Source organism: Fusobacterium sp. (assembly GCF_029258315.1).
Taxonomy (GTDB): domain Bacteria; phylum Fusobacteriota; class Fusobacteriia; order Fusobacteriales; family Fusobacteriaceae; genus Fusobacterium_B.
In genome coordinates this window covers 1-22,223 of sequence record NZ_JARHZE010000038.1, presented here as the reverse complement: position 1 = coordinate 22,223, position 22,223 = coordinate 1, and the positions used below count along the sequence as shown (strand labels likewise).

13 protein-coding genes are annotated in these 22,223 nt (G+C 27.6%); 10 read left to right on the top strand and 3 right to left on the bottom strand.

Going from position 1 to position 22,223, the window contains the following annotated elements; all coding sequences use genetic code 11:
* Nucleotides 1-4: 4 nt before the first annotated feature.
* The 3 genes from proB to Q1J48_RS02850 form a co-directional block, all read right to left on the bottom strand.
* Nucleotides 5-805, bottom strand: a complete 801-nt coding sequence (gene proB / locus Q1J48_RS02860; RefSeq protein ID WP_300361076.1) for a glutamate 5-kinase — start codon at nt 803-805, stop codon at nt 5-7.
* Between the two features lie 202 nt (nt 806-1,007).
* A complete protein-coding gene (locus Q1J48_RS02855) occupies nt 1,008-2,690 on the bottom strand; it encodes a DUF2207 domain-containing protein (protein WP_300361073.1) in 1,683 nt (560 codons plus the stop codon).
* Nucleotides 2,671-3,222, bottom strand: coding sequence for a LemA family protein (locus tag Q1J48_RS02850; protein ID WP_300361070.1), 552 nt, complete (start codon nt 3,220-3,222; stop codon nt 2,671-2,673). The genes Q1J48_RS02855 and Q1J48_RS02850 overlap by 20 nt, the downstream gene beginning before the upstream one ends.
* Before the next feature lie 746 nt (nt 3,223-3,968).
* Here Q1J48_RS02850 and Q1J48_RS02845 point away from each other — a divergent pair.
* The 10 genes from Q1J48_RS02845 to Q1J48_RS02800 form a co-directional block, all read left to right on the top strand.
* The gene (locus Q1J48_RS02845; protein WP_300361066.1) at nt 3,969-5,348 is read left to right on the top strand and encodes a sulfatase-like hydrolase/transferase; all 1,380 of its coding nucleotides are present in this window, start codon (nt 3,969-3,971) and stop codon (nt 5,346-5,348) included.
* Between the two features lie 19 nt (nt 5,349-5,367).
* A complete protein-coding gene (locus Q1J48_RS02840; RefSeq protein WP_300331201.1) occupies nt 5,368-6,909 on the top strand; it encodes a type 2 periplasmic-binding domain-containing protein in 1,542 nt (513 codons plus the stop codon).
* Between the two features lie 111 nt (nt 6,910-7,020).
* Nucleotides 7,021-8,151, top strand: coding sequence for an ABC transporter ATP-binding protein (locus Q1J48_RS02835; protein ID WP_300361063.1), 1,131 nt, complete (start codon nt 7,021-7,023; stop codon nt 8,149-8,151).
* A gap of 17 nt (nt 8,152-8,168) precedes the next feature.
* Nucleotides 8,169-9,071: an ABC transporter permease gene (locus Q1J48_RS02830; protein ID WP_300331207.1), complete on the top strand. Its 903-nt coding sequence runs from the start codon at nt 8,169-8,171 to the stop codon at nt 9,069-9,071.
* A 15-nt stretch (nt 9,072-9,086) separates the two neighbouring features.
* Complete coding sequence (locus Q1J48_RS02825) at nt 9,087-9,971, top strand: carbohydrate ABC transporter permease (protein ID WP_300331210.1); 885 nt, start codon at nt 9,087-9,089, stop codon at nt 9,969-9,971.
* Nucleotides 9,972-9,993: 22 nt separating this feature from the next.
* The gene (locus tag Q1J48_RS02820) at nt 9,994-11,568 is read left to right on the top strand and encodes an extracellular solute-binding protein (RefSeq protein ID WP_300331213.1); all 1,575 of its coding nucleotides are present in this window, start codon (nt 9,994-9,996) and stop codon (nt 11,566-11,568) included.
* 458 nt (nt 11,569-12,026) lie between these two features.
* On the top strand, nt 12,027-16,157 hold the full coding sequence (locus Q1J48_RS02815; RefSeq protein ID WP_300361060.1) for a pectate lyase-fold domain-containing protein: 4,131 nt from the start codon (nt 12,027-12,029) through the stop codon (nt 16,155-16,157).
* Between the two features lie 19 nt (nt 16,158-16,176).
* Entirely contained in the window at nt 16,177-18,540 is a 2,364-nt protein-coding gene (locus tag Q1J48_RS02810) for a polysaccharide lyase 8 family protein (RefSeq protein WP_300361057.1), read from the top strand.
* A gap of 90 nt (nt 18,541-18,630) precedes the next feature.
* Nucleotides 18,631-20,631: a polysaccharide lyase family 8 super-sandwich domain-containing protein gene (locus Q1J48_RS02805; RefSeq protein WP_300361054.1), complete on the top strand. Its 2,001-nt coding sequence runs from the start codon at nt 18,631-18,633 to the stop codon at nt 20,629-20,631.
* A gap of 186 nt (nt 20,632-20,817) precedes the next feature.
* Nucleotides 20,818-22,223, top strand: a 1,406-nt coding sequence (locus Q1J48_RS02800) for an ABC-F family ATP-binding cassette domain-containing protein (protein ID WP_300361051.1), incomplete at its 3' end; no start/stop codon positions are given.

The following is a 22,223-nucleotide window of genomic DNA, read 5'->3' as shown; positions in this document are numbered from 1 at the left end:
CCAATTATTTACAATCAAAAATAGTTCCAATATCTTTTCCAAAAATAAAATCACTTATATAACTAGGATCAGATCCATCTAAAATTGCCATCATAACATTGTTTTCATAACATTCTCTAGCAGCAAGAAGTTTAGTTTCCATACCACCTACACTAAACTCACTACCTTTTTCTCCACCCATTTGTAAAATTTCATCTGTAACTTCTTTTACATATGGAATTCTTTTTGCATCTTTATGAGTTTTAGGGTTGCTATCATAAAGAGCATCTATATCTGTAAGTATTATTAAAAGATCAGCTTTTATTAAAGATGCAACACTTGCAGATAATCTGTCGTTATCACTAAACTCTATTTCAAAAGTTGAAATAGTATCATTGGCATTTATAATCGGGATTATACCAAGAGATAATAGTGTATCTAAAGTATTATAAGTATTAGTTTTTCTTTCTCCCTCTTTAAAATCATCTTTAGTTAAAAGAATTTGTGCTATTCTTTGTCCATATTCACCTAAAAAGTTTTGGTAAATATGCATAAGTTCAACTTGTCCAACTGCAGCAGCAGCTTGTTTCTCTCTGATTTCAGTAGGTCTAGTTTTAAAATTTAATTTTTTAGATCCCACTCCAATAGCTCCAGAAGAAACTAAAATAATTTCTTTCCCTTGATTTTTTAAGTCAGACATAACCCAAGCTAACTTATTTATCAAAGAGAAATTTAAATTTCCATTGGAATAAGTTAGTGTAGATGTACCAACCTTTAAAACAATTCTTTTTGCATTTCTTATCTTTTCGTTAATCTGATTTTCCATATAATCACCTCAAAATTATAAGTATATATTATTATACAAAAAAATAGTTAATTTTTAAATGTTTTTTGTAAAAAAATAAAAAAAAGAAACTGCAATGAGTCATCACAGTTTCTTTCAGTGTTTTTATTTTAAAAGGAAAGGTTTTATGAACAAATTAATTATATTAAGTTTTTATGGCAAATTTGTGTCAATAAAAATTATTTTACCAACTACCTCCTCCGCCACCTCCAGCTCCTCCTCCAGAAGAACCACCGCTAGAAGAAGACCTACCACCACCGAAATTAGAAGTGGATTTTGGAGAGGAAGTCATACTATTATTTAAGGTTGAGATAGAATGATTTAAACTAGAAATATAGCTAGAATAAATAAATCTATTTCCCATAGAGTTTGAATGGTACCAAGTTGGCGGAGTAGTTACAAGATCTTTAAATTTATCTGCCCATAGATCACTAACTCCTAAAACAATAGTGTATGGTAAAATATCATAAAAATAACTAGGATTTTCTTTCAATAACATTTCAAGTTTATCTTTTTCAGTAACTGTAAGAAATCTTTTAAAGCCTAAACATCTTCCTAAAATTTTATTTCCATATTCACTTCTTTTTTTAGACTTTTGGGCAAAATATGTTATAGCTTGAGCTGATATAACACAACCTATGAATAAGGGAAGTGTAACATAGATCCTATTATCCCCTAAAAATCCTATTGCTAAAAAAGTTAAAACCATAGTTAATGGTATAAAAAGTTGAATTTTTTTAGCTGTTTTTCGACTACTAGCAGAATATAAAGTTTTGTTTTTTTCTATCAATTCAATTTCAAAAAGACTGATACATTTTTCAATATTTTTATAAAATTTATTTTTTAAAGACGAAATATTTACTTTATTATTTATTGAATAAGAGAACAAACTATCAAAAAGATATTTTTCAAAACTTTTATCTGTTGAAATATCTTTTAATTTTGTTATGACAAAAGTTTTAGTTTTAAATAAACCTTCTGAACCTGACTCTTCAATATTTAAATAACCTTTATTTCCCCAATAAAAAATCATACTTGTTAAATCTTTTCCATCAACTCGTCCATCTATATAATATCCTAGCTCTGTTGGTGTAAGATTATCTGGTGGATAAAATTCAACTGTATCAATAATAGGAGAAGTATCTCTATTTTTTCTATAAATAAGATATACAATTCCAATTATTAATGGATGAATTAAAAATAAAATAAAATTTTTAAAAAAATAAAATAATTTATTAAAGCCAGTGTTAAAGTACCCCTCTTCTAAAGGAATAGCAATTGTTAAACTTTCATTTGGGAATAAACTTTTTGTAGTATATCCAGAGATAGTATTTCCTTTAATCGAATACTTGATCCCGACATTATCTTTAATTTCTCCTCTTTTTCCTGAAGTAAAATATATTTTATCAGTATCAAAAGATTTTGGGAGTGTTATTGAGAAGTTAACTTTTTTTATAACAGTGTCCCAATCATTACCAACTATATTATAATAAACCTCATCTTTAGAATTATCATTATCCCAACCTAAGTTATGTTTAAAAGAAATAAGATAATTTTTTATTCCAGTTATATATTTATCGCTTTCACCTAGACGGATATAGGTAAAATTACGTTCATTCTTAATATGTGTTTCAGTATTTGTTTTAATATCTGAAACTTTTATATCTCTACCATTAAATTTTTCTGGAATAATTCTATAAATACCACGTTTTGGAGTAGAAAAATTAACTTTTAAATTTTCTTCTACATTATAAATATTATTTTTATTAATATTTATTTTAGAATTATACTCTTCAATTGTGTATTGATATCCCAAAGCAGTAAGTGAATAAAGTAAAAAAATAATACTAAAAATTGATTTTAACATTTTGTTTTTCCTCCAAATCTTCAATAATGAAAAAAGAATATTTTTCAAAATGAAATATTTTAGCAATAATTATATTAGGAAAGGTTTCACAAGAAATATTATAGTTTCTAACACAACCATTATAATATTTTCTAGCTTGTAAAATATCTTCCTCTATTTTATTTAATTGATTTTGAAGAGTTAAAAAATTCTCGTTTGCTTTTAAATCAGGATAAGATTCTTGTAAAGCAAATATTCTTGTAAAGATTTCTGAAAAATTATTTTCATTTTTTATTTTATCCTCAGGAGAAGTTGAGCCCATATATCCATTTCTTGCAGAAACAATTTTCTCAAGAGTTTGTGATTCATATTCTTTATACCCTTTGATAGTGGATACTAGATTAGGAATAAGATCATACCTTTTTTTTAAATATGTATCAATGGTTGAAAAACTTTCTTTTACATATAATTTTTCTTTTATTAGCTTATTGTATGTAACAATAAAAAAGAAAATTATTAAAATTATTAAACCAGTAAGAGTGATAAAAATCATTAGAAACCTCCCAAATAAATTAAGTTACTATTATTATACTATGATATAGAAAAAAATCAAATAAAAAAAGTCCCAGCATTTGCTAGGACTAACATTTTTAGAAATTATGTTTAAACTTTTCATCAAAATTCTTCTTTAAGGAAATTTCGTCCATATAATCTAAATAATCTTTGAGGCATGGAATAATAACAGTAGGAATCAATATTAAACTAATAACGATAAAAATAAATATTAACATAATATCACTCTCCTTATTAAAGAATATATCTATATATACATTATATACCATTTTTTAACTAAAATCAAATAGAATTAACTTTATTAGAACTTTTATTTTTATAATATTATAGAATATAATAAATTAAAAAAGAAAATGAAATAATGAAATAAATATTTCATAGGTAGAAAAATGTTAATATGAATTTTTTTAATGTATAAAGTTTTTAAAGAATTTAAAAATAAAACTATGTTCTAATTAAAAATTAAATATATTAAAATAGAAAAAAATGATATAAAAGTAAGAACAAAAATATGAAATGAAATAAAGAAAAGATAGAAAAATCAATTGTTTTTAAAAAAAATTAAAATAAAAATAAAATGAAAATAAGATATACAATATTCTATACTGAATAATAAAGATTTACAATTTTGAATTAAATTTGTATAATTTCAGCATAAAAGATAATTAAATAGTTCAAAAGGATAGAAAAAGAACAAATGACTAGATGAATCTAGGAGGGATATTGATGAAAAAAAATATTATATTTATTACTACAGATCATCAAAGAAGTGATACTATTCATATGATTCAAAGTAATAAAGAAGTTACACCAAATTTAAATCTTTTATCAGAAGAGGGACTTGAATTTGAAAATACTTATGATGCTTGTCCTTTATGTGTTCCTGCAAGAACAAGTCTTGCCACTGGAATATTTCCAACAAAAACTAAAGTTGTCATAAATGATTTAAAAAATGCTCCAAAGGAAACTGAATCATTAAAGACAATTCATGAGTTTTTAGCTGAATCAGGATATAAAGTAAGTCATTTTGGAATGCAACATATAACTTTAAAGCCTTCATTAGGAGAGAGAGTTAAATTTGAAAACTTTATAACAGATGATGATTATGAAGTAATATGTAAAGAAAATGATATGCCTCTTTTTGGAACTCCAGAAGATAGAGTTAGCGTAGTAGAGAGACACGGAGATATATACGAAAGAAGAAATTATACAGGAACAAACGTAACTGTATTTAAGTATGATAAAGATTTATATAGAGATCAATTTTATACAAATAAAATGTTTGAATATTTAGAGAAAGAAAATTTTGAAGAACCAACAGCAGTTTTCTTGAATCTATGGTGTCCACATCCACCTTTAAAAGTATTGGAAGAATATATAAATAAATTTGAAAATCCAACTTTACCAAAAAATATAAATATTCCTACAAAAAATGAACCAACAAGTAGAAGAAAAGGAATAGCAGCACAATTAGCTGAAGATCATGATATTGAACATTGGAAAAATGTATGGAAAGCATATTTAGGAATGACTAATTATGCTGACAGTATAGTAGGAAAAGTGGTAAAATTATTAAAAGAAAAAAATGTGTATGATGATACAATGATAGTTTTTACAGCAGATCATGGAGATCATTTAGGTCAACATAAAATGTTCCAAAAAATGGAAATGTATGAACAAGCAATAAAAGTACCTTTAATAATGAAAATACCTAATATAAAAAGTAAAAAAATAAAAACAAATGTAAGTCATTTAGATGTTGTACCAACAATATTAGATTTTTTAGGAATTGATTCAAAGGGATATGAATTTGATGGAGAGAGTTTAAAAGATAAAATAATAGAAGATAGAATGGAAGATAAATATGTTTACTCTCAATACTCTGGAAATCAAGTTTCTGTTGGAGATCTTCGTAGATGTGTGGTCGGAGAAAATTTTAAGTATGTTTGGGATAATGAAAATGGAGAAGAACTTTTTGATCTTGTAAATGATCAACTAGAAGAAAATAATTTAGCAGATGATGAAAATTATCAAGAGATAAAACTAAAATTAAAGAAAGCTTTAAAAAACTTTTTAATAGATAAAAAAGACTGGATAGAGATGTAAATATTAAGGAGGGAGTTTTATGGAAAAGAAAAAAATAATTTTAACAGCATTGGGAGCTTTGACATTGGCAACTGTTTTAAATGCAGCAGATGGAGAGTACAAAATAACTAAGAAGCCAAGAGAAGTTTCTATTCTAGCTATTCAAAATGGTAAGGTATTTGATGAAAATATGGAAGTATTCAAGGAGGCGTTTAAGGATACTAACATTAAATTGGTAAGTGCTAGTTCAAAAAACTTAACAGAAGAGATACAAGCATTTAACTTAGCAGTAGCATCAGGAAATTTACCAGATATTATTTCTTTAGCTTATCCAGAAAAGTTAGAGGATTTAGGAATGCAAGGAGGAATGATACCACTTAATGATTTAATTGATAAACATGCTCCAAATATAAAAGCATTCTTTGAAAAATATCCAAGATATAAAAAAGATGCAGTAGCAACTGATGGAAATATATATTTTATTCCAGACTATTATGACTGGTATGCAATGAAATCAGCTCAAGGAGTATTTATAAGAAAAGACTGGTTAAATAAATTAAATCTTCCTGTTCCTAACACAATGGAAGATTTCTATAAAACTTTAAAAGCTTTTAAAGAACAAGATCCAAATGGAAATGGAATAAAAGATGAGATCCCTTATTTTGAAAGATCAGTAGAATTTGCTGAAAAAGAATTAATTGGACTTTTCGGTGCAGAGATTGGATTCTATGTAGATGGAGATCAAGTAAAATTTGGACCAGCTCAACCTCGTTTCAAAGAAGCTATGAAGGAAGTAATAAAATGGTATAAAGAAGGACTAATAGACCAAGAGATATTTACAAGAGGATTCCAAGCAAGAGATTATATGTTAAGAAATAATATTGGAGGAGTTACTTTTGACTGGTTTGCAAGTACTCAATCATATAACTTAGATAAAAAATTAAAAGAAAAAGTTAAAGATTTTGAATTTGTAGCAATAGCTCCACCTTTATATAAAGGACAACGTTTTGCTCCAGACTCAAGACCAACTCACTTAGGAGGATGGGGAATATCTGCATCAGCAAAAAATCCAGTGGAACTTATTAAATACTTTGATTATTGGTTCTCAGAAAAAGGGTATGTATTATCTAACTGGGGAGTTGAAGGTGACACTTTCAAAAGAGATGAAAATGGTAAGAAATATTTTACAGAAAAAGTTATGAATTCTCCAGAAAATAAAACACCTTTACAAGTCTTAAGAGATAAAGGGGTACAATTTAGAATAGGAGCAGCACAAGATTTCGAGTATGAAAAAGCTTGGGCAAATCCACAATCAATTGAGTGGATGGAATGGTACACAAAAGAAGGATTTGTTGTAGAAGGAATGCCAGTGTTAAAATATACAACTCAAGAAAATAGAAAAATGCAAAAAATAAAATCTCAAATTGATATGACAGTTAAAGAAATGTGTCAAAAATGGATTCTAGGATCTGCTGATTTTGATGCAACATATGATGAGTTTATAAATAGATTAAATAGCATTGGATTAAAAGAAGCATTAGAAATAAATCAAAAAGCTTATGACAGATTTATGAATAATTAATAAATAAAAAATGAATGAGATTATTGGTTAACAGTAATCTCATTCAGTAAAACATCTAATAAATAGGAAGGAGGTTACTAAAAAATATATATTTTTTAGTAAAAAAATAAAATGGCAGAGGTAATTTTAAAGAAAGTAGAAAAAACATATCCAAATGGGTTTAAAGCAGTTCATGGAATAGATTTACATATTAAAGATGGAGAATTTATGGTTTTTGTAGGGCCATCAGGTTGTGCCAAATCAACAACACTTAGAATGGTTGCTGGACTTGAGGAAATTACAGGGGGAGAGATTTGGATAGGAGATAAACTTGTAAACGATCTTCCACCAAAAGATAGAGGAATAGCAATGGTTTTCCAAAACTATGCATTATATCCACATATGACAGTTTATGACAACATGGCTTTCGGTTTAAAAATGGCAAAAACTCCAAAAGATGAAATTGATAGAAGGGTTAAAGAAGCAGCTGAAAAATTAGAAATAACAGCTTTATTAGATAGAAAACCAAAAGAGATGTCAGGAGGACAAAGACAAAGGGTTGCAGTAGGAAGAGCAATAGTTAGAAAACCAGATGTATTTTTATTTGACGAGCCTTTATCAAACCTAGATGCAAAATTAAGAGTATCAATGAGGGTAAAAATAACACAACTTCATAAGCAATTAAAGGCAGAGGGACAAACTGCTACAATGATATATGTAACACACGACCAAGTAGAAGCTATGACAATGGGAGATAGAATTTGTGTTTTAAACTATGGAAAAATAATGCAAGTTGATACACCACTTAACTTATATCATAAACCAGCAAATAAATTCGTTGCAGGATTTATAGGAAGTCCATCTATGAACTTCGTTGATGGAAGATTAGAAAAATCTGGTGAAAAAATAGTATTTATATTTGGAAATGAAAGACGTGTAATTTTAACTGAAGAAATGGCAGGAAAAGTAAAAGGATATGTTGGAAAGAAAGTTGTTTTAGGAATAAGACCAGAAAATCTAGGAAACAGAACAACACATCCAGAGGGAGAGGAAGAAAACTTCTTAACAGGAGAAATTAGTATTGTTGAACATATGGGAAATGAAGAATTTATTTATTTCACAATAGATGGACAAGAATTCACTTCAAGAATAGAAGCTAGAAAATCAGAAGGAGTAAAACATGGAGAAACTGGAAAGTTTTACTTTAATATAAAAAGAGCACATATTTTTGATGCAGAAACAGAAGAGAATATTTCTTTATAGTATCGGGGGAGATAAAAATGAAAATAAAAGGGTTCAATAAAGATCAAAGAATGCTATACCTAATACTTTTACCATTTATTCTTTGGTATGCTTTCTTTATGTTTAAACCAATGTATGGTTTGTTAATAGCTTTTAAGGATTTCAGTTTATTTAAAGGAATAAGTGGAAGTGATTGGGTAGGTCTTGATAACTTTAAAGAGTTTTTAACAAGTCCATATTTCTATGTAACTTTAAAAAATACTTTAATGCTTAATGTATATAGTTTAACACTAGAATTTCCTTTTGCTATATTAATAGCTTTAATGTTAAATGAAGTAAAAAATAAATATTTTAAAACAATAGTTCAAACAGCTTCATTTATTCCATATTTTATAGCAATAGTTGTTGCAACAGGTATAACAATAAATGTTTTATCTCCAAGTACTGGAGTTGTAAATATGATCTTAGCAAAACTTGGTTTTGAAAAAGTTTATTTCTTATCAAAACCTGAATACTTTAGAGGAATATTTACAGGATTAAATATTTGGAAGACAACAGGATTTAATGCAGTAATATATTTAGCAGCTCTAACAGCAGTTGATGAACAATTATATGAGGCAGCTAAAATAGACGGAGCAAACAAATTCAAACAATTAAGATATATAACAATACCAGCAATTATTCCTACAATAGTAGTAATGTTAGTATTAAAAGTTGGAAGTATGTTAAACGTAGCTTTTGAAACAGTATTATTACTATATCAACCAGCAACATATGAGACTGCAGACGTTATAAGTACATATGTTTATAGAACTGGTATGTTAATGCAAGACTTTGGACTTGCAACAGCAGTTGGATTATTTAATGCTTTTGTTGGTTGTATCCTTGTTTATAGTGCTAATAAATGGAGTAAAAAAGTTACTCAATCAAGTTTGTGGTAATTTTTGGAGGTAAAAATGAAAAATAAAATAAAAGTTGGAATGGATGAAAAAATATTTTATATAGCGAACTACATACTTCTAACAATTTTTGCAATAATGTTCTTGTATCCAATTGTTTATGTATTTTCAGCATCAGTAAGTAACCCTTACCTTGTTGAAAGTGGAGCAGTAGTTCTTTTCCCAAAAGGATTTAATTTTAATTCTTTTATAAGTGCTATGAAGTTGTCTGGAATTTGGAGAGCTTATGGAAACTCGATTTTTATAACTTTCTTTGGAACAATAACAAGTATGTTTTTTACACTTTGCGGTGCTTATGTTTTATCAAAACCAGAATTAAAATTCAGAAAGTTTTTTACAATGATGGTTGTAGTAACTATGTGGTTTGATCCTGGAATGATACCAAAATATTTAAACCTAAGAGATTTAGGAATGATAAATAGTTATACAGGTGTAATTTTAGGATTCGCAATAAATACATTTAATGTAATTATTTTAAAATCTTTCTTTGAAGCTATACCAAGATCTTTGGAAGAATCTGCAAGAATAGATGGAGCATCACAATTACAAATTTTAACAAAAATATACCTACCTCTTTCAACATCAGCAATAACAACAGTTTCTTTATTCTATGCTGTATCAAGATGGAATGGATATTTTTGGACAATGATACTTTTAACAGATGATACTAAAGCGCCATTACAGGTTTTCTTAAAGAAACTTATTGTTGAGAAGAATATGGCTGGAGAGGCAACTCAAATGATAACTCCAGAAAGTTTAACTTCTCCTCAAACAATAATATATGCAGTAATCGCTTTATCATTAATACCAATTCTTATAGTATATCCTTTCATTCAAAAATTCTTTAAGAAAGGTGTTACTTTAGGAGCAGTAAAAGGATAATATATATTTAGGAGGAAATAGGATGAAATTAAAAGCATTAATAGCTGGGCTATTATTAGCCTCTTCTCTAGTTGGGTGTGGAGATAAGGGGCAACAAGAAAAAACTTCAACAGAAAATAATCAAAAATTGGAAGGATCAATGATTTCTGAAAAATCAAAAGAGTTTACAGTTTTTGGAGTGTTCTTAGGAAAAGCATTTGATGGAAATTTACCAGTATTTAAAAAAGCTAGTGAGTTAACAAATGTTAAATTAAAAGGGGTAGCTTCAAAAAATCAAAGTGATGAAGTACAATCATTTAACTTAATGGTTTCTTCAGGAAAAATTCCTGATATAATTGCTTATGAGCTTACAGAAGTTTTAGAAAAGTTTGGTGTTGAGGGTGGACTTCTTCCATTAGAAGATTTAATAGAAGAAAATGCACCAAATATTAAAAAATTCTGGGAAGAAAATCCAAGATACAAAAAAGATGCTGTGGCAGCAAATGGACATATTTATATGATACCAAATTACAATGACTATTTTAAATTAAGTTCTACTCAAGGATATTATATTAGAAAAGACTGGTTAAATAAATTAGGTTTAGAAGAGCCTAAGACAGTAGAAGAACTTCATGAAGTTTTAAAAGCTTTTAAAGAAAAAGATCCAAATGGAAATGGAAAACAAGATGAAGTACCATTATTCTTAAGAGGAAATGTAAACAGAAAATTAATAATGGCTCTTGCTGATATATTTAAGGCAGAAGTAACTTGGTATGATAAAGGTGGAGAACCAGCTTTTGGACCAGTTCAGCCAGAATATAAAGAAGCTATGAAAGAACTTGCAAAATGGTATAAAGAAGGACTTATAGACCAAGAGGTATTTACTAGAGGACTTTCTTCAAGAGATTATATGTTAAGTAATAACTTAGGAGGATTCACTAATGACTGGTTTGCAAGTACAGGATCATATAATAAAAAATTAGAAAATGTAGTACCTGGATTTAATTTCTCAGTAATTCTACCACCAGAATATAAAGGAAATAAACAAACAACATTTGCTAGACCAACTTATATGGGAGGTTGGGGAATAGGATATAAAGCTAAAGATCCAGTATCAATAGTTAAGTATTTCGATTTCTGGTACAGTGAAGAGGGAAGAAGATTATGGAACTTTGGTATTGAGGGAGATACTTATACAATGGTTGATGGTAAACCTCAATACACTGATAAAGTCTTAAAAAATCCAGAAGGAAAAAATCCTCTTGCAGTTATAAGGGAAAGTGGAGCTCAGTATAGATTAGGTATGTTCCAAGATGCAGAAAATGAAAAGCAATGGGCTGATAAAGAAGCAGTTGAGGCAATGGAATTATATGTTGAGAGTGGAGTAATAAAAACTCCTATGCCAGTATTAAAATATACAAAAGAAGAGATGCAAGAATTATTAAAAATAGAAGCACAACTTCGTAATATAACAGAAGAGATGGCACAAATTTGGATTTTAGGAATTAAAGATGTTGACTCTGAATGGGATTCTTATATTAAGAGATTAAATGATATTGGTTTAAAAAGATCTGAAGAAATTCAAAAGAAAGCATATGATAGATTTATGGCTCAATAGAATTAATAATTAAAATATTATGTAAAAGATGGTTATTTCAATAAAAATGAAATAATCATTTTTTATTATCAAAATTTTAAAAATATTTCTATTAAAGTTAATAAAATTTTATATTTAAATTAATATTTGAAATAAAATATTATTGAAATAAAGTAAAAAAATATTCACTATTCCATCTGAATAATAAAGATTTACAAAAATATTATTAATTTGTATAATTTTAGCATAAAAGTTTTAAAATTAATTCAAAAAATTAACAAATAAAATATATGTGTTAAGTGAATAACGGGAAATCGAAGATAAAATCCAAGATATACCACAAGATATACTAAATAACATAATACAAAAGATTTATGACTTAATAAAATTAAATTGTTTTAATAAAGAGAGTTTATAAATTGAAAAATATAATCTCTCTTTTTTAATAAAAAATAATACTAGATATAAGGAGAACAAAAGTGATTAATAGGGAAAAAAAGATGCTTTTATTAGCAATGATAACTTTGGGGTTAAAAATCAATGTTCAAGCGACATTATATGCTGACAATAAAACATTGGAGATAACAAATCAAAAAGAAATCTTTAATAAGGTAAAACCAAATGATAAAACAATGATTTCTATAAAAAATAATGGAGAAATAACTTTGAAAGAGGAATTAAATATTAATCTTTCAAAAGATGAATATAAGGATGTAGAAAGATTTGTAAATATTGATAAAACTTCAGATAGTAAATTTGTTAATAATGGAAGTATAAAAGTAAAAGACGGTATTACAACAGCAAGTATGCAGGGTGGAAACTTTATTAATAATGGAAGGATTGAATTAAATGATGATTCTAAAGGGATAGTTTTAACAAATGAAGGTAAAATAGAAAATAATGGTACAATAAAAACAAACGATAAAAGTATAGGAGTTCAATTACAAAATAATGATAAAACTTATCTAATAAATAATGGGAAAATAGAAGTTTCAAAAGAATCAACAGGAATACAAGTTGATAAAGGAACTGCGGAAAATAATAATAATATTATTATTAACGGTGGAGATGATTCTAATGCAAAAGGTGTTTATTTAACATCATCAGGGAAGTTTACAAATAATAAAACAATAAAAGTAGATAAAAAAGGTGCAAAAGGAATACAATTTGGTTCAGGAAATTCTATTGCAACAAATGCTGGAAAAATAGAAGTGACAAATGGAGCAAATGGAGTATTTTCACAAGGTGGAAATTTTATAAATTCTGAAAAGGGAGTAATGGAAGTAAAAAGTGGAAGTACTGGAATAAATTTAAGTACAAAAGGAAAAGCAGAAAATAAAGGAGAAATAGTTGTTACTGAAAAAGGATTTGGAATAAATTTAGCTGATACTAATGCTAATTTTATAAATAAAGAAGAGGGAAAAATTAAAGTAGTAGGGGATGCAACAGGAGTACAAGTAGGAAAAGGAAAAGCAGAAAATAGAGGAGTAATAGAAGCAACAGGAAATAATGCAAAAGGTGTTTATTTAAATGGAAGTAGTGGAATATTTTCTAATGAAAAAGAAGGAACTATAATTGCAACAGGAAAAGGTGCTAAAGCTGTGATGTTTGGAACAGCTAGTAATAAAGCAAAATTAGAAAATAAAGGAACAATTAAAGCAGAAAATGGATCTGTAGGAATACATTTATATGCTGGAAAAAATAATGAAATAAAGAATAGTGGAAAAATAGATGCTGGAATTAATGGAAAGGCAATTGAATTAGGAACTGTAGAAAATACTGTAATTTCACTAGAAAATGGTTCAGAAGTAATAGGAAAAATAGATTTAACAAAAGGGAAGAACAATAAATTAGAGAATAGTGGAAAAATAGATGCTGGAAAAAATGGAGTAGCAATAACAACAGGAAAAGATACAGATAATACAATAATATTAAAGGAAGGATCTAGTATTATTGGAAAAATAAATGGAAGTAAATCTAAAGAAAGTAGTGGAAATGATATTTTATTATTTGATGGTGGAAATCATTCTGATTTAAATGTAAATAATTTTGAAAAAATTATTTCAAAAGGAGATAGTAAAGTAAGTAATTCAAGAATATCTCTAGAGTATAATACTGGAACAGATAAATATATAAAAGAGAATAATCTTAATAAAGCCTCTAATGGAAGTATAACTTTGGAAAAATCAGAAATTATAGTAGATTTAACTAATAAAAAAGATAATTCTACTGGTGTTATTCAAGGAAATACAATTATAGATAATGGAACAAAAATAGCTTTTATTTCAGATAAAGAAAAAGAATTTAATGTAAGTGAAATATTAGGTGGTAATGTTGAAGTAAAAGGAGAAAATGTTTTTAATAACACAGCAGTATGGAATTATAAAACAAATTCAGAAGGTAATATCATAGCTACAAAAAAAGATTATAAAGATGTAGTTAGTAAATCACAATTAAAAGATTTTGGAAGCGTATTAGATAAAAATGAAGCTAATGCTCAAGGAGACTTTAAGAAAGGGATGGCTATTTTATCTCTTTTAAATGAAAAAGAGTTTAATGATGCTATGACTCAATTATCTGGTGGAGTACATGGATATACTGCTGATTTTGTAGCAATAAACTCAAGAAGTTTATCAAATACAGTTAAAGATAGAAAATTAGAAAAAGATAAAACAAGAGAGAAACCTTTAGGTTCGTATGAGCAAGATGTAAAATATATAAACAACAAACATAAAATAGGTGGACTTATGGATGTTGATTATGATGAAAGAGGAATACTAGCGATTACAGAAAAACAAATTTCACCAGAAGGAACAATGGGATTTGTATATGGAGGAGCAAAAGGAAATGTAAAATTCGAAAATGGTAAAAATGGTTCTGCTAAAATGGATAATATCTATATAGGAGGATATTACAACCATGAATTTTCAGATAGAGTTTCTCTTTTATCAAATGTAAACTTTGTTTATTCTCATACAAATGTATCAAGAAATATTAAATTTGCTAAAGATGGAAAAGATATAAATTATACTTATGATTCTACATATCCAGTATTTGGATTAGGTGGAGGAACAACTTTATTTTATAATTTATATGATGATGAAAATAATAGTATAAAAACATATGGTGGAATTAACTGGACAAAAATAGTTCAAGGAAATATTAATGAAAATTCAGATCAAAAAGAAGATGCAGCAAATAAAAATTTAACTATTAAAAATGTTCCGGTTAATGAGCAAATGTATGATTCTGTTGTTCCTTATATAGGTTTAACAGCTCAACATAATGGATATGTACTTGATAAAAAATATAGAATAGGTGCTGATATAAGTTATGAGACAGAACTTGGAAATATAAAAGGTGGAAAAGAATTAAAGTTATCAGCATTAGGTAAAAATCATAAAGTGGGTACAACAACAAGAGAGAATATTATTTCTTATTCTTTAAATGGAGCTTTAGATTTAACAGAAGATTTTACAATTTTTGCAGATTATACTAAAGTAGCTTCATCAGAATATGATAATGATAGAAGAGGAGCAGGATTTGTATATAAAATGGACAGATTATCAGATCCATTTATAATTGGACCTATTTTAAATAAAATAGAAAATACTAAAAATCAATCTAGTAGATGGGGTGGATCATTAACAGCTAGTTTAGAAACAACAGATGATTCAAATCGTTCTTACTATTTACCAAACGGAGAACATTCAAGTGGTGATTATACATCATCTTATCAGTTAAAACCAAAATTAGCTTTAAGTTTAAATGATAAAAAGACAAAATATTCATATTATTTTGAAACTTATGTAGCTAAGACAGGAATGATTGAATCTCTTGATAAAAATGAAAGAAGAAAACAAGGGCAAAGAATTCATGGAGAAGTTAAATGGATAGATACATATTCAAGAGGAACTTATGGTTTAAATGTTGGATATAGAAATGAAAAATCTTCATCACCTATAAATACAGGTAAAAAATATGAGGATAGAAATAGAAATGCTGTTCATCAACTAAGAATTACTCCAAACTTAAAATATAATTTAGGACATGGATTTATATTTGGGGGAAACTCAACAATTACTGGAATATATACTTATAGAGGAGCTAATGAAGGAAATACAGATCTTAAAATAGAAAGTGAATGGGGATTAACATATACTGGATTTATGCCTCGTTGGCAACTAAAAGTAAACTACTTTAGAGATGATACTTGGTATGATAAAGATAGTAGAAAAGCTGTTTGGGATTCTAAAGGAAATTTATCTTGGGATACAGTAAACTCATCTGATAAATATAATTTAAATCAATTAAGACCTTCAGCTACTTATTATTTTGGAAATGGAGCAAGTGTTCTTTTATCTGCAAGAATACCTTTAGGACATGGAGCTTTCTACACATTGAATGATGGTAATATCACAGGGGAGAGTTATGAAACAAGATATACGGTAAAATACTCACAACCAATAGCTCAAGGACTAGCAGGATTTATAGGAACAGATTTACTAGTATTAAAAGCAAAAAATGTTAAAGCTGGAGATCCAAAAAATGGAACTGAAACAAGAACATATTCATTAAGACCATCTATTGGATTTACATATAGTTTTTAATAAGGAGGAATAAAAAGAAATGAAAAAATTAATGGTATTTATATTAACAATGATATTATCTATATCATCTTTTGCAGAAAAAATAAAAGATGATATTGCAAAAATAAAAACAAGAAGAATAGAGTATTTAACTGGGATATTAGAAAAGGATAATATAAAAAGTCCAGAAATAAAAGAATTAATTGAAACTAATGAGAGATATGCAGAAACAGTTTATGATAAAATAAATAAAGAAAAAAATAAAAAATATTTATTTTCAGAAAAAGAGGATATGACAAGTGGAGTAACAATAAACAATAGTTACAGAGAAGTCAAAGTATTAGCAAAAGCTTATGCTACAAAAGGAAGTAAATATTATAAAAACGAAGATATAAAAAATGTAGTTGTAGATGCGATGGACTATATCTATGAAAAAGGTTATCATGAAGATGCTAAAGAGTTAGGTAACTGGTGGCAATGGGAGATAGGAATTCCAAAAGATGTAAATGATATTGTTATGTTAATGGGAGATGGATTAACAAAAGAGCAGAAGGAAAAATATTTAGGTGCAACAGCATATTTCCAACCTGATGCAAAATACAGTGGAATGAGTCCAACAGCATCTTATTCGTCAAGTCCTGATAAAAGAGTTTCAACTGGTGGAAATAGAACAGATACATCTGTAATATCTTTTATGAGAGGAATAAATTTAAATGATGAGGCTCAAGTAAAATATGCTTTAGATGCTTTAGTAGAAGTTGGAGAGTATGTAACAAAAAAAGATGGATTTTATAGAGACGGATCTTTTGTTCAACATGGAAATGTAGCATATAATGGAACATATGCAGCTGTATTATTTAGTGGTGTAGGGGAAATTTTATATCTTGTAAAAGATACAGAGTTTGAAAAAAATGATGAGAGATTAAATAATATCTATGATTCTATTTTAAGAGGATATTCATATTTATTTATCAATGGTGGAATAAATGATTCTGTAAGTGGAAGATCTATTTCAAGAAATGGATCAAGTGACTTAGAGCGTGGAAAAACTGTTTTAGGAACTGTTGCTCTTTTATCAGAGGGAGCTCCAGAAGAATTTAAAACAAAGATGCAATCACTTGTAAAAACAACTATACTTTCAAATAATTCAGAAGATGTAATAGCTGGAACAAGTTCAAGAACTATTAGAGAAATACTTAAAAAAATAGTTGAAGATAAAAATGTAAAAGTAGAAAATACAGTAGGAAATAAAATATTCGGTGCTATGGACAGAGTTGTTAGTAAAAACAATAAAGGTGGAGCAGTTGTTTTATCAATGCACTCTTCTAGAATAGCAAACTTTGAAACTATGAATGGAGAAAATGTTCAAGGTTGGTTTACTGGAGAGGGAATGACATATATTTATGGAAAAGATTCGAAAGCTTATACAGAGTTTTGGCCAACTGTGGATATGTATCATCTTTCAGGTGTAACAAACTCTTTAAAATTTAGAGCAGATAAAAGTGGAGAGAGAAGAGGAATGCCTACACCAAAATCTTGGGTAGGAGGAGTAAATACTAAAGAAGCTTTTGTTGGAATGGATATGCTTTCTTGGAATAAAGAGTTAGAAGCTAAAAAAGTTTATCTAATGAAGGAAGATGGAGGAGTATTTGTAACAGGATATAATATAAAAGGAACTGAAGGAGAAATCCATACAACAATAGATAATAGAATATTAAATTCTGGAAAACTATTTGTAGATGGTAAAGAGATAAAAGAGGATACAGTTATTGATAATCCAAAAAATCTTGTGATCAATTTCTCTGAAAATTACAAGAACGAAAATATTGGTTATAAAATAATAGAGGCACCTCAAGTTGTTATTAAATTTGAAGAGAGAAAAGGAAATTGGAAAAAAATAGGTGGAACTTCAACAGATGAGATAGTAAAAAAATATGTAACTATTTATATCAATCACAAAGAAAATCCTAAAAATGATAAATATTCATATGTAATTTTACCAATGTTCACTCCTAGTGAAGTGGCTAAATATGATATCTCTCAATTTAATATAAAAGAGATGAATGAAAATATATTTGCTATGAAGGATGAGGAAAATAATCTAACAAGAATACATTTCTGGAAAGATTCTCCAATGAAATTTGAAAAAATAAAATCATTCTCAACTGCATCAGTTGTATTAGAAGAAAATCATTCAGAGGGAACAGCAGTGCTATACTTAGCTGATCCAACACAATTAGCAAAATATAATTCAGAGTTTGAACTAGATGGAAACTATACTTTAGATGAAAGTTCAACAAAAGATGTAGAAGTTAAAACAGGAAACGGAGTTACAAATATTAAAATTAACTTAAGAAATAATGGAGCAACAGAAGTTTTAAAATTAAGAAGAATTTTAATGTAAAATAATAAAAAAATTTTAGGCGATTAGTTCATAGGGATATGATAATCGCCTATTGCCATATATAATTATCAAAGAGTATGAGGGGGAAATATGGATAATAAAATTATAGCAGAGAGAAGAAAAACATATCTGATAGGCAATGGAGTTGGAACAGTACAAAGTATTGAATATTTTAATAAAGAAAGTAAAAGAATAGTTGAAGAAAGTGTTGAATTAAGAAATACTAACTATGAAAAAATAATAAATAGTGTTCCTTTAATGAAAGAGTTTTATGAAGATATTTTAACATTGACAAAGGCTTATAAAACTAAAGGAACTAAAAGTTATTTAAAAGATGAGATTATTCTTTTAATCATGGAACAATTAAAAGCTGGAGAAAAATTTTTCTACAATAAAGAGGCTAGAGAACATACAAACTGGTGGCAATGGGAGATTGGGATACCTCTTCGTATAAATGATATTTTTATTTTATTAAAAGATGAAATGGATAGAACACTGATGGAAAAAATACTTTCCACTACAAAATATTTTCAACCAGACTCAAGATTTTCAGGAAATAATCCAGTAGCGTTACACCCAAGCAATAATCCTTTAAGAGTATCCACAGGTGGAAATAGAACTGATACAGTAAAAATTTCATTTTTAAGAGGAGTTTTATTAGAAGATGAAAATGAAATTATAGATTCATTAGAAGCTCTACCAGAAGTATGGGAATATAAAAAAGATGACGAATTGAAAGAAAGAGATGGATTTTATAGAGATGGATCATTTATACAACACGGAAGTATAGCTTATAATGGAGGGTATGGAGCAGTCCTTTTAAGTGGTGTAGGAGAGATTTTATATTTGGTAGGAAATACTAAATATGAAAGATATTTATCAAGAATAGAAAATTTTTATGAAATAGTTGATAAAGGATTCGAACCATTTTTTTATAAAGGATTATTCCCTGACTTTTTAAATGGAAGAGGGATAGTAAGAGAACAACTATTTGATCATGTAATGGGACACAGGATTTTAAATTCTCTATTTTTATTATCTGTAAATTCTCCAGAAAAATATAGATTAAAATTGGGAAAAATGATAAAAAGAGAGATAGAGAAAGAAAGTTTCTATAAATATTTTGAAAATGAAAATTCTGTATTTTTCTATAATGAAGTTAAAAAATTTATGGACGAAATAGAAGAGAAAGATTTTTCATATAAAGATCAACTAATAATTTGCAATAATATGAACAGAGTAATGAAAAGAACAGAGGATTATGCTCTAGGAATATCAATGCATTCATATAAAGTTGGAAACTATGAAGCAATGAATGGAGAAAACTTAAGAGGTTGGTTTACAGGAGATGGAGCATATACTCTTTATGATGAAGATTTAGGACAATATAAGAATTATTGGAATGAGATAGATAGTCATTTTATGCCGGGAACAACTGAGATAAAAATGAATATGGAAAATATAGATGCTCAAAGAAACTCTGAAACAAAATATATAGAAAATAAATTGGTCGGAGGAACTAAATTTGGTTCTTGTGGTGTAGTTGGAATGGAATATACTAACTGGAATGAAAAGTTATCAAGTAAAAAATCTTGGTATTTCTTGGATTGGGGAGTATTATTTGCTGAAACTGATATAACAGGAACAGGAGAGATATATACAACAATTTTAAATAGAAGATTTGAAGAGATACCAAAAGTAAGTGTAGATGGAAAAAATATTTCTTTAGATAAAGAAATAGAGATAGTTGCAAAGGAAATTGAAGTTTTTGGTAAAAAATATATTTTCTTTAAGGATGAAAAAATAAATATAGAGTTAGAAAAAAATAATGGGAAATATTTCTTAAAAGTTTGGGTAGAGTATGGATTAAACCCAGAAAATAAAACTTTGGTTTGGGGAATTGTAACTGATAAAAATAAAAAATATGAAGATATACTAAAAGAAAATGAATTAGAAATAAGTAAGGATGAGATTTCATTGAAAAATGCTGATAAAATTTATAAAATAAATTGGCAATGTGAAAAAGATAATAAAGCATTCTGTGAAATTTTTGAAAAAGATATTAAAGTTTCTGAATATATTGTAAAATAAAAAAGAAGTTTGTTTAGATAAAATTTTTGATTTTTAATGAAAATTATGATATAATTGTAAAGATTTAATTTAGCCTCAATAACTTAAATTGGGGCTTTTCTTTTATAAAAAAATTATATTTAATTTTTATTTGAAAGAAATTTTAATAAATATATTATAAAAAATTTTAATATAGAGAGGTTTTGAATGAGTATATTAGATGTAAATAGTGTTAGCCACGGTTTTGGTGCTAGACAAATTTTAGACAATGTATCTTTCCGTTTATTAAAAGGGGAACATATAGGACTTGTTGGAGCAAATGGAGAGGGAAAATCAACATTTTTAAATATTATAACAGGAAAACTTATGCCAGATGAAGGAAAAATAGAGTGGTGTAATCATATTACAACAGGATATTTGGATCAGTATAGTACTTTGGAAAAAGGAAAAACTATAAGAGATATTTTAAGAAGTGCTTTTAATCATATGTTTGAGCTTGAAAAAGAGATGATGGCTTTATATGATAAAATGGCAGACTGCTCACCTGAAGAGATGGATACTTTAATGGAAGAGGTTGGAGAGATTCAAACTATTTTAGAAAGTGGGGATTTCTATTCACTTGATTCTAAGGTTGAAGAGTATGCAGCAGGACTTGGTCTTATGGATATAGGTTTAGAGAAAGATGTAACAGAGCTTTCTGGTGGACAGAGAGCAAAAATTTTACTTGCAAAAGTTTTATTAGAAAATCCAATGATATTAATACTAGATGAGCCTACAAACTTTTTGGATGAAAATCATATTGCTTGGCTTAAAAACTTTTTACAAAATTATGAGAATGCTTTTATTTTAGTTTCTCACGATATAGATTTTTTAAATTCAGTAGTCAATGTAATCTATCATATGGATTCGGGAACTTTAACAAGATATACAGGAGATTATTACCAATTCCAAGAGATGTATGAGTTAAAGAAAAGACAATTGGAACAAGCATATAAAAAGCAACAAAAAGAGATTGAGCATTTAAAAGATTTTATTGCTAGAAATAAAGCTCGTGTTGCAACGACAAATCTTGCTAAAGATCGTCAAAGAAAGTTAGATAGAATGGAAATAATTGAAATGGCAAGAGAAAAACCAAAACCAATTTTTGAATTTAAAGAAGCTCGTACTCCAAGTAGAGAGGTTATAACTGTAAAAGATTTAGTTATTGGTTACAATGAACCTTTAACAAAACCATTAAATTTCACAATAGAACGTAACCAAAAAATAGCTATTAAAGGGGTAAATGGATTGGGAAAATCTACTCTTTTAAAAACTATTCTTGGAAAGTTAAAGCCTTTCTCAGGAGAGGTTGAACATGGACAGTTTTTAGAAGTTGGATATTTTGAGCAAGAAGAGATTGCTACAACTACAACAGCTCTTGATGAAATATGGAATGAGTTTCCACACTTTACAAATCAAGAGGCTAGAGCAGCTCTTGCTAAATGTGGACTGACAAGAGATCATATAACAAGCCAAATGAGAGTTTTATCAGGAGGAGAAAATGCAAAGGTTCGTCTTTGTAAGTTAATGAATAGAGAAGCAAATCTTTTAGTTCTTGACGAGCCAACTAACCA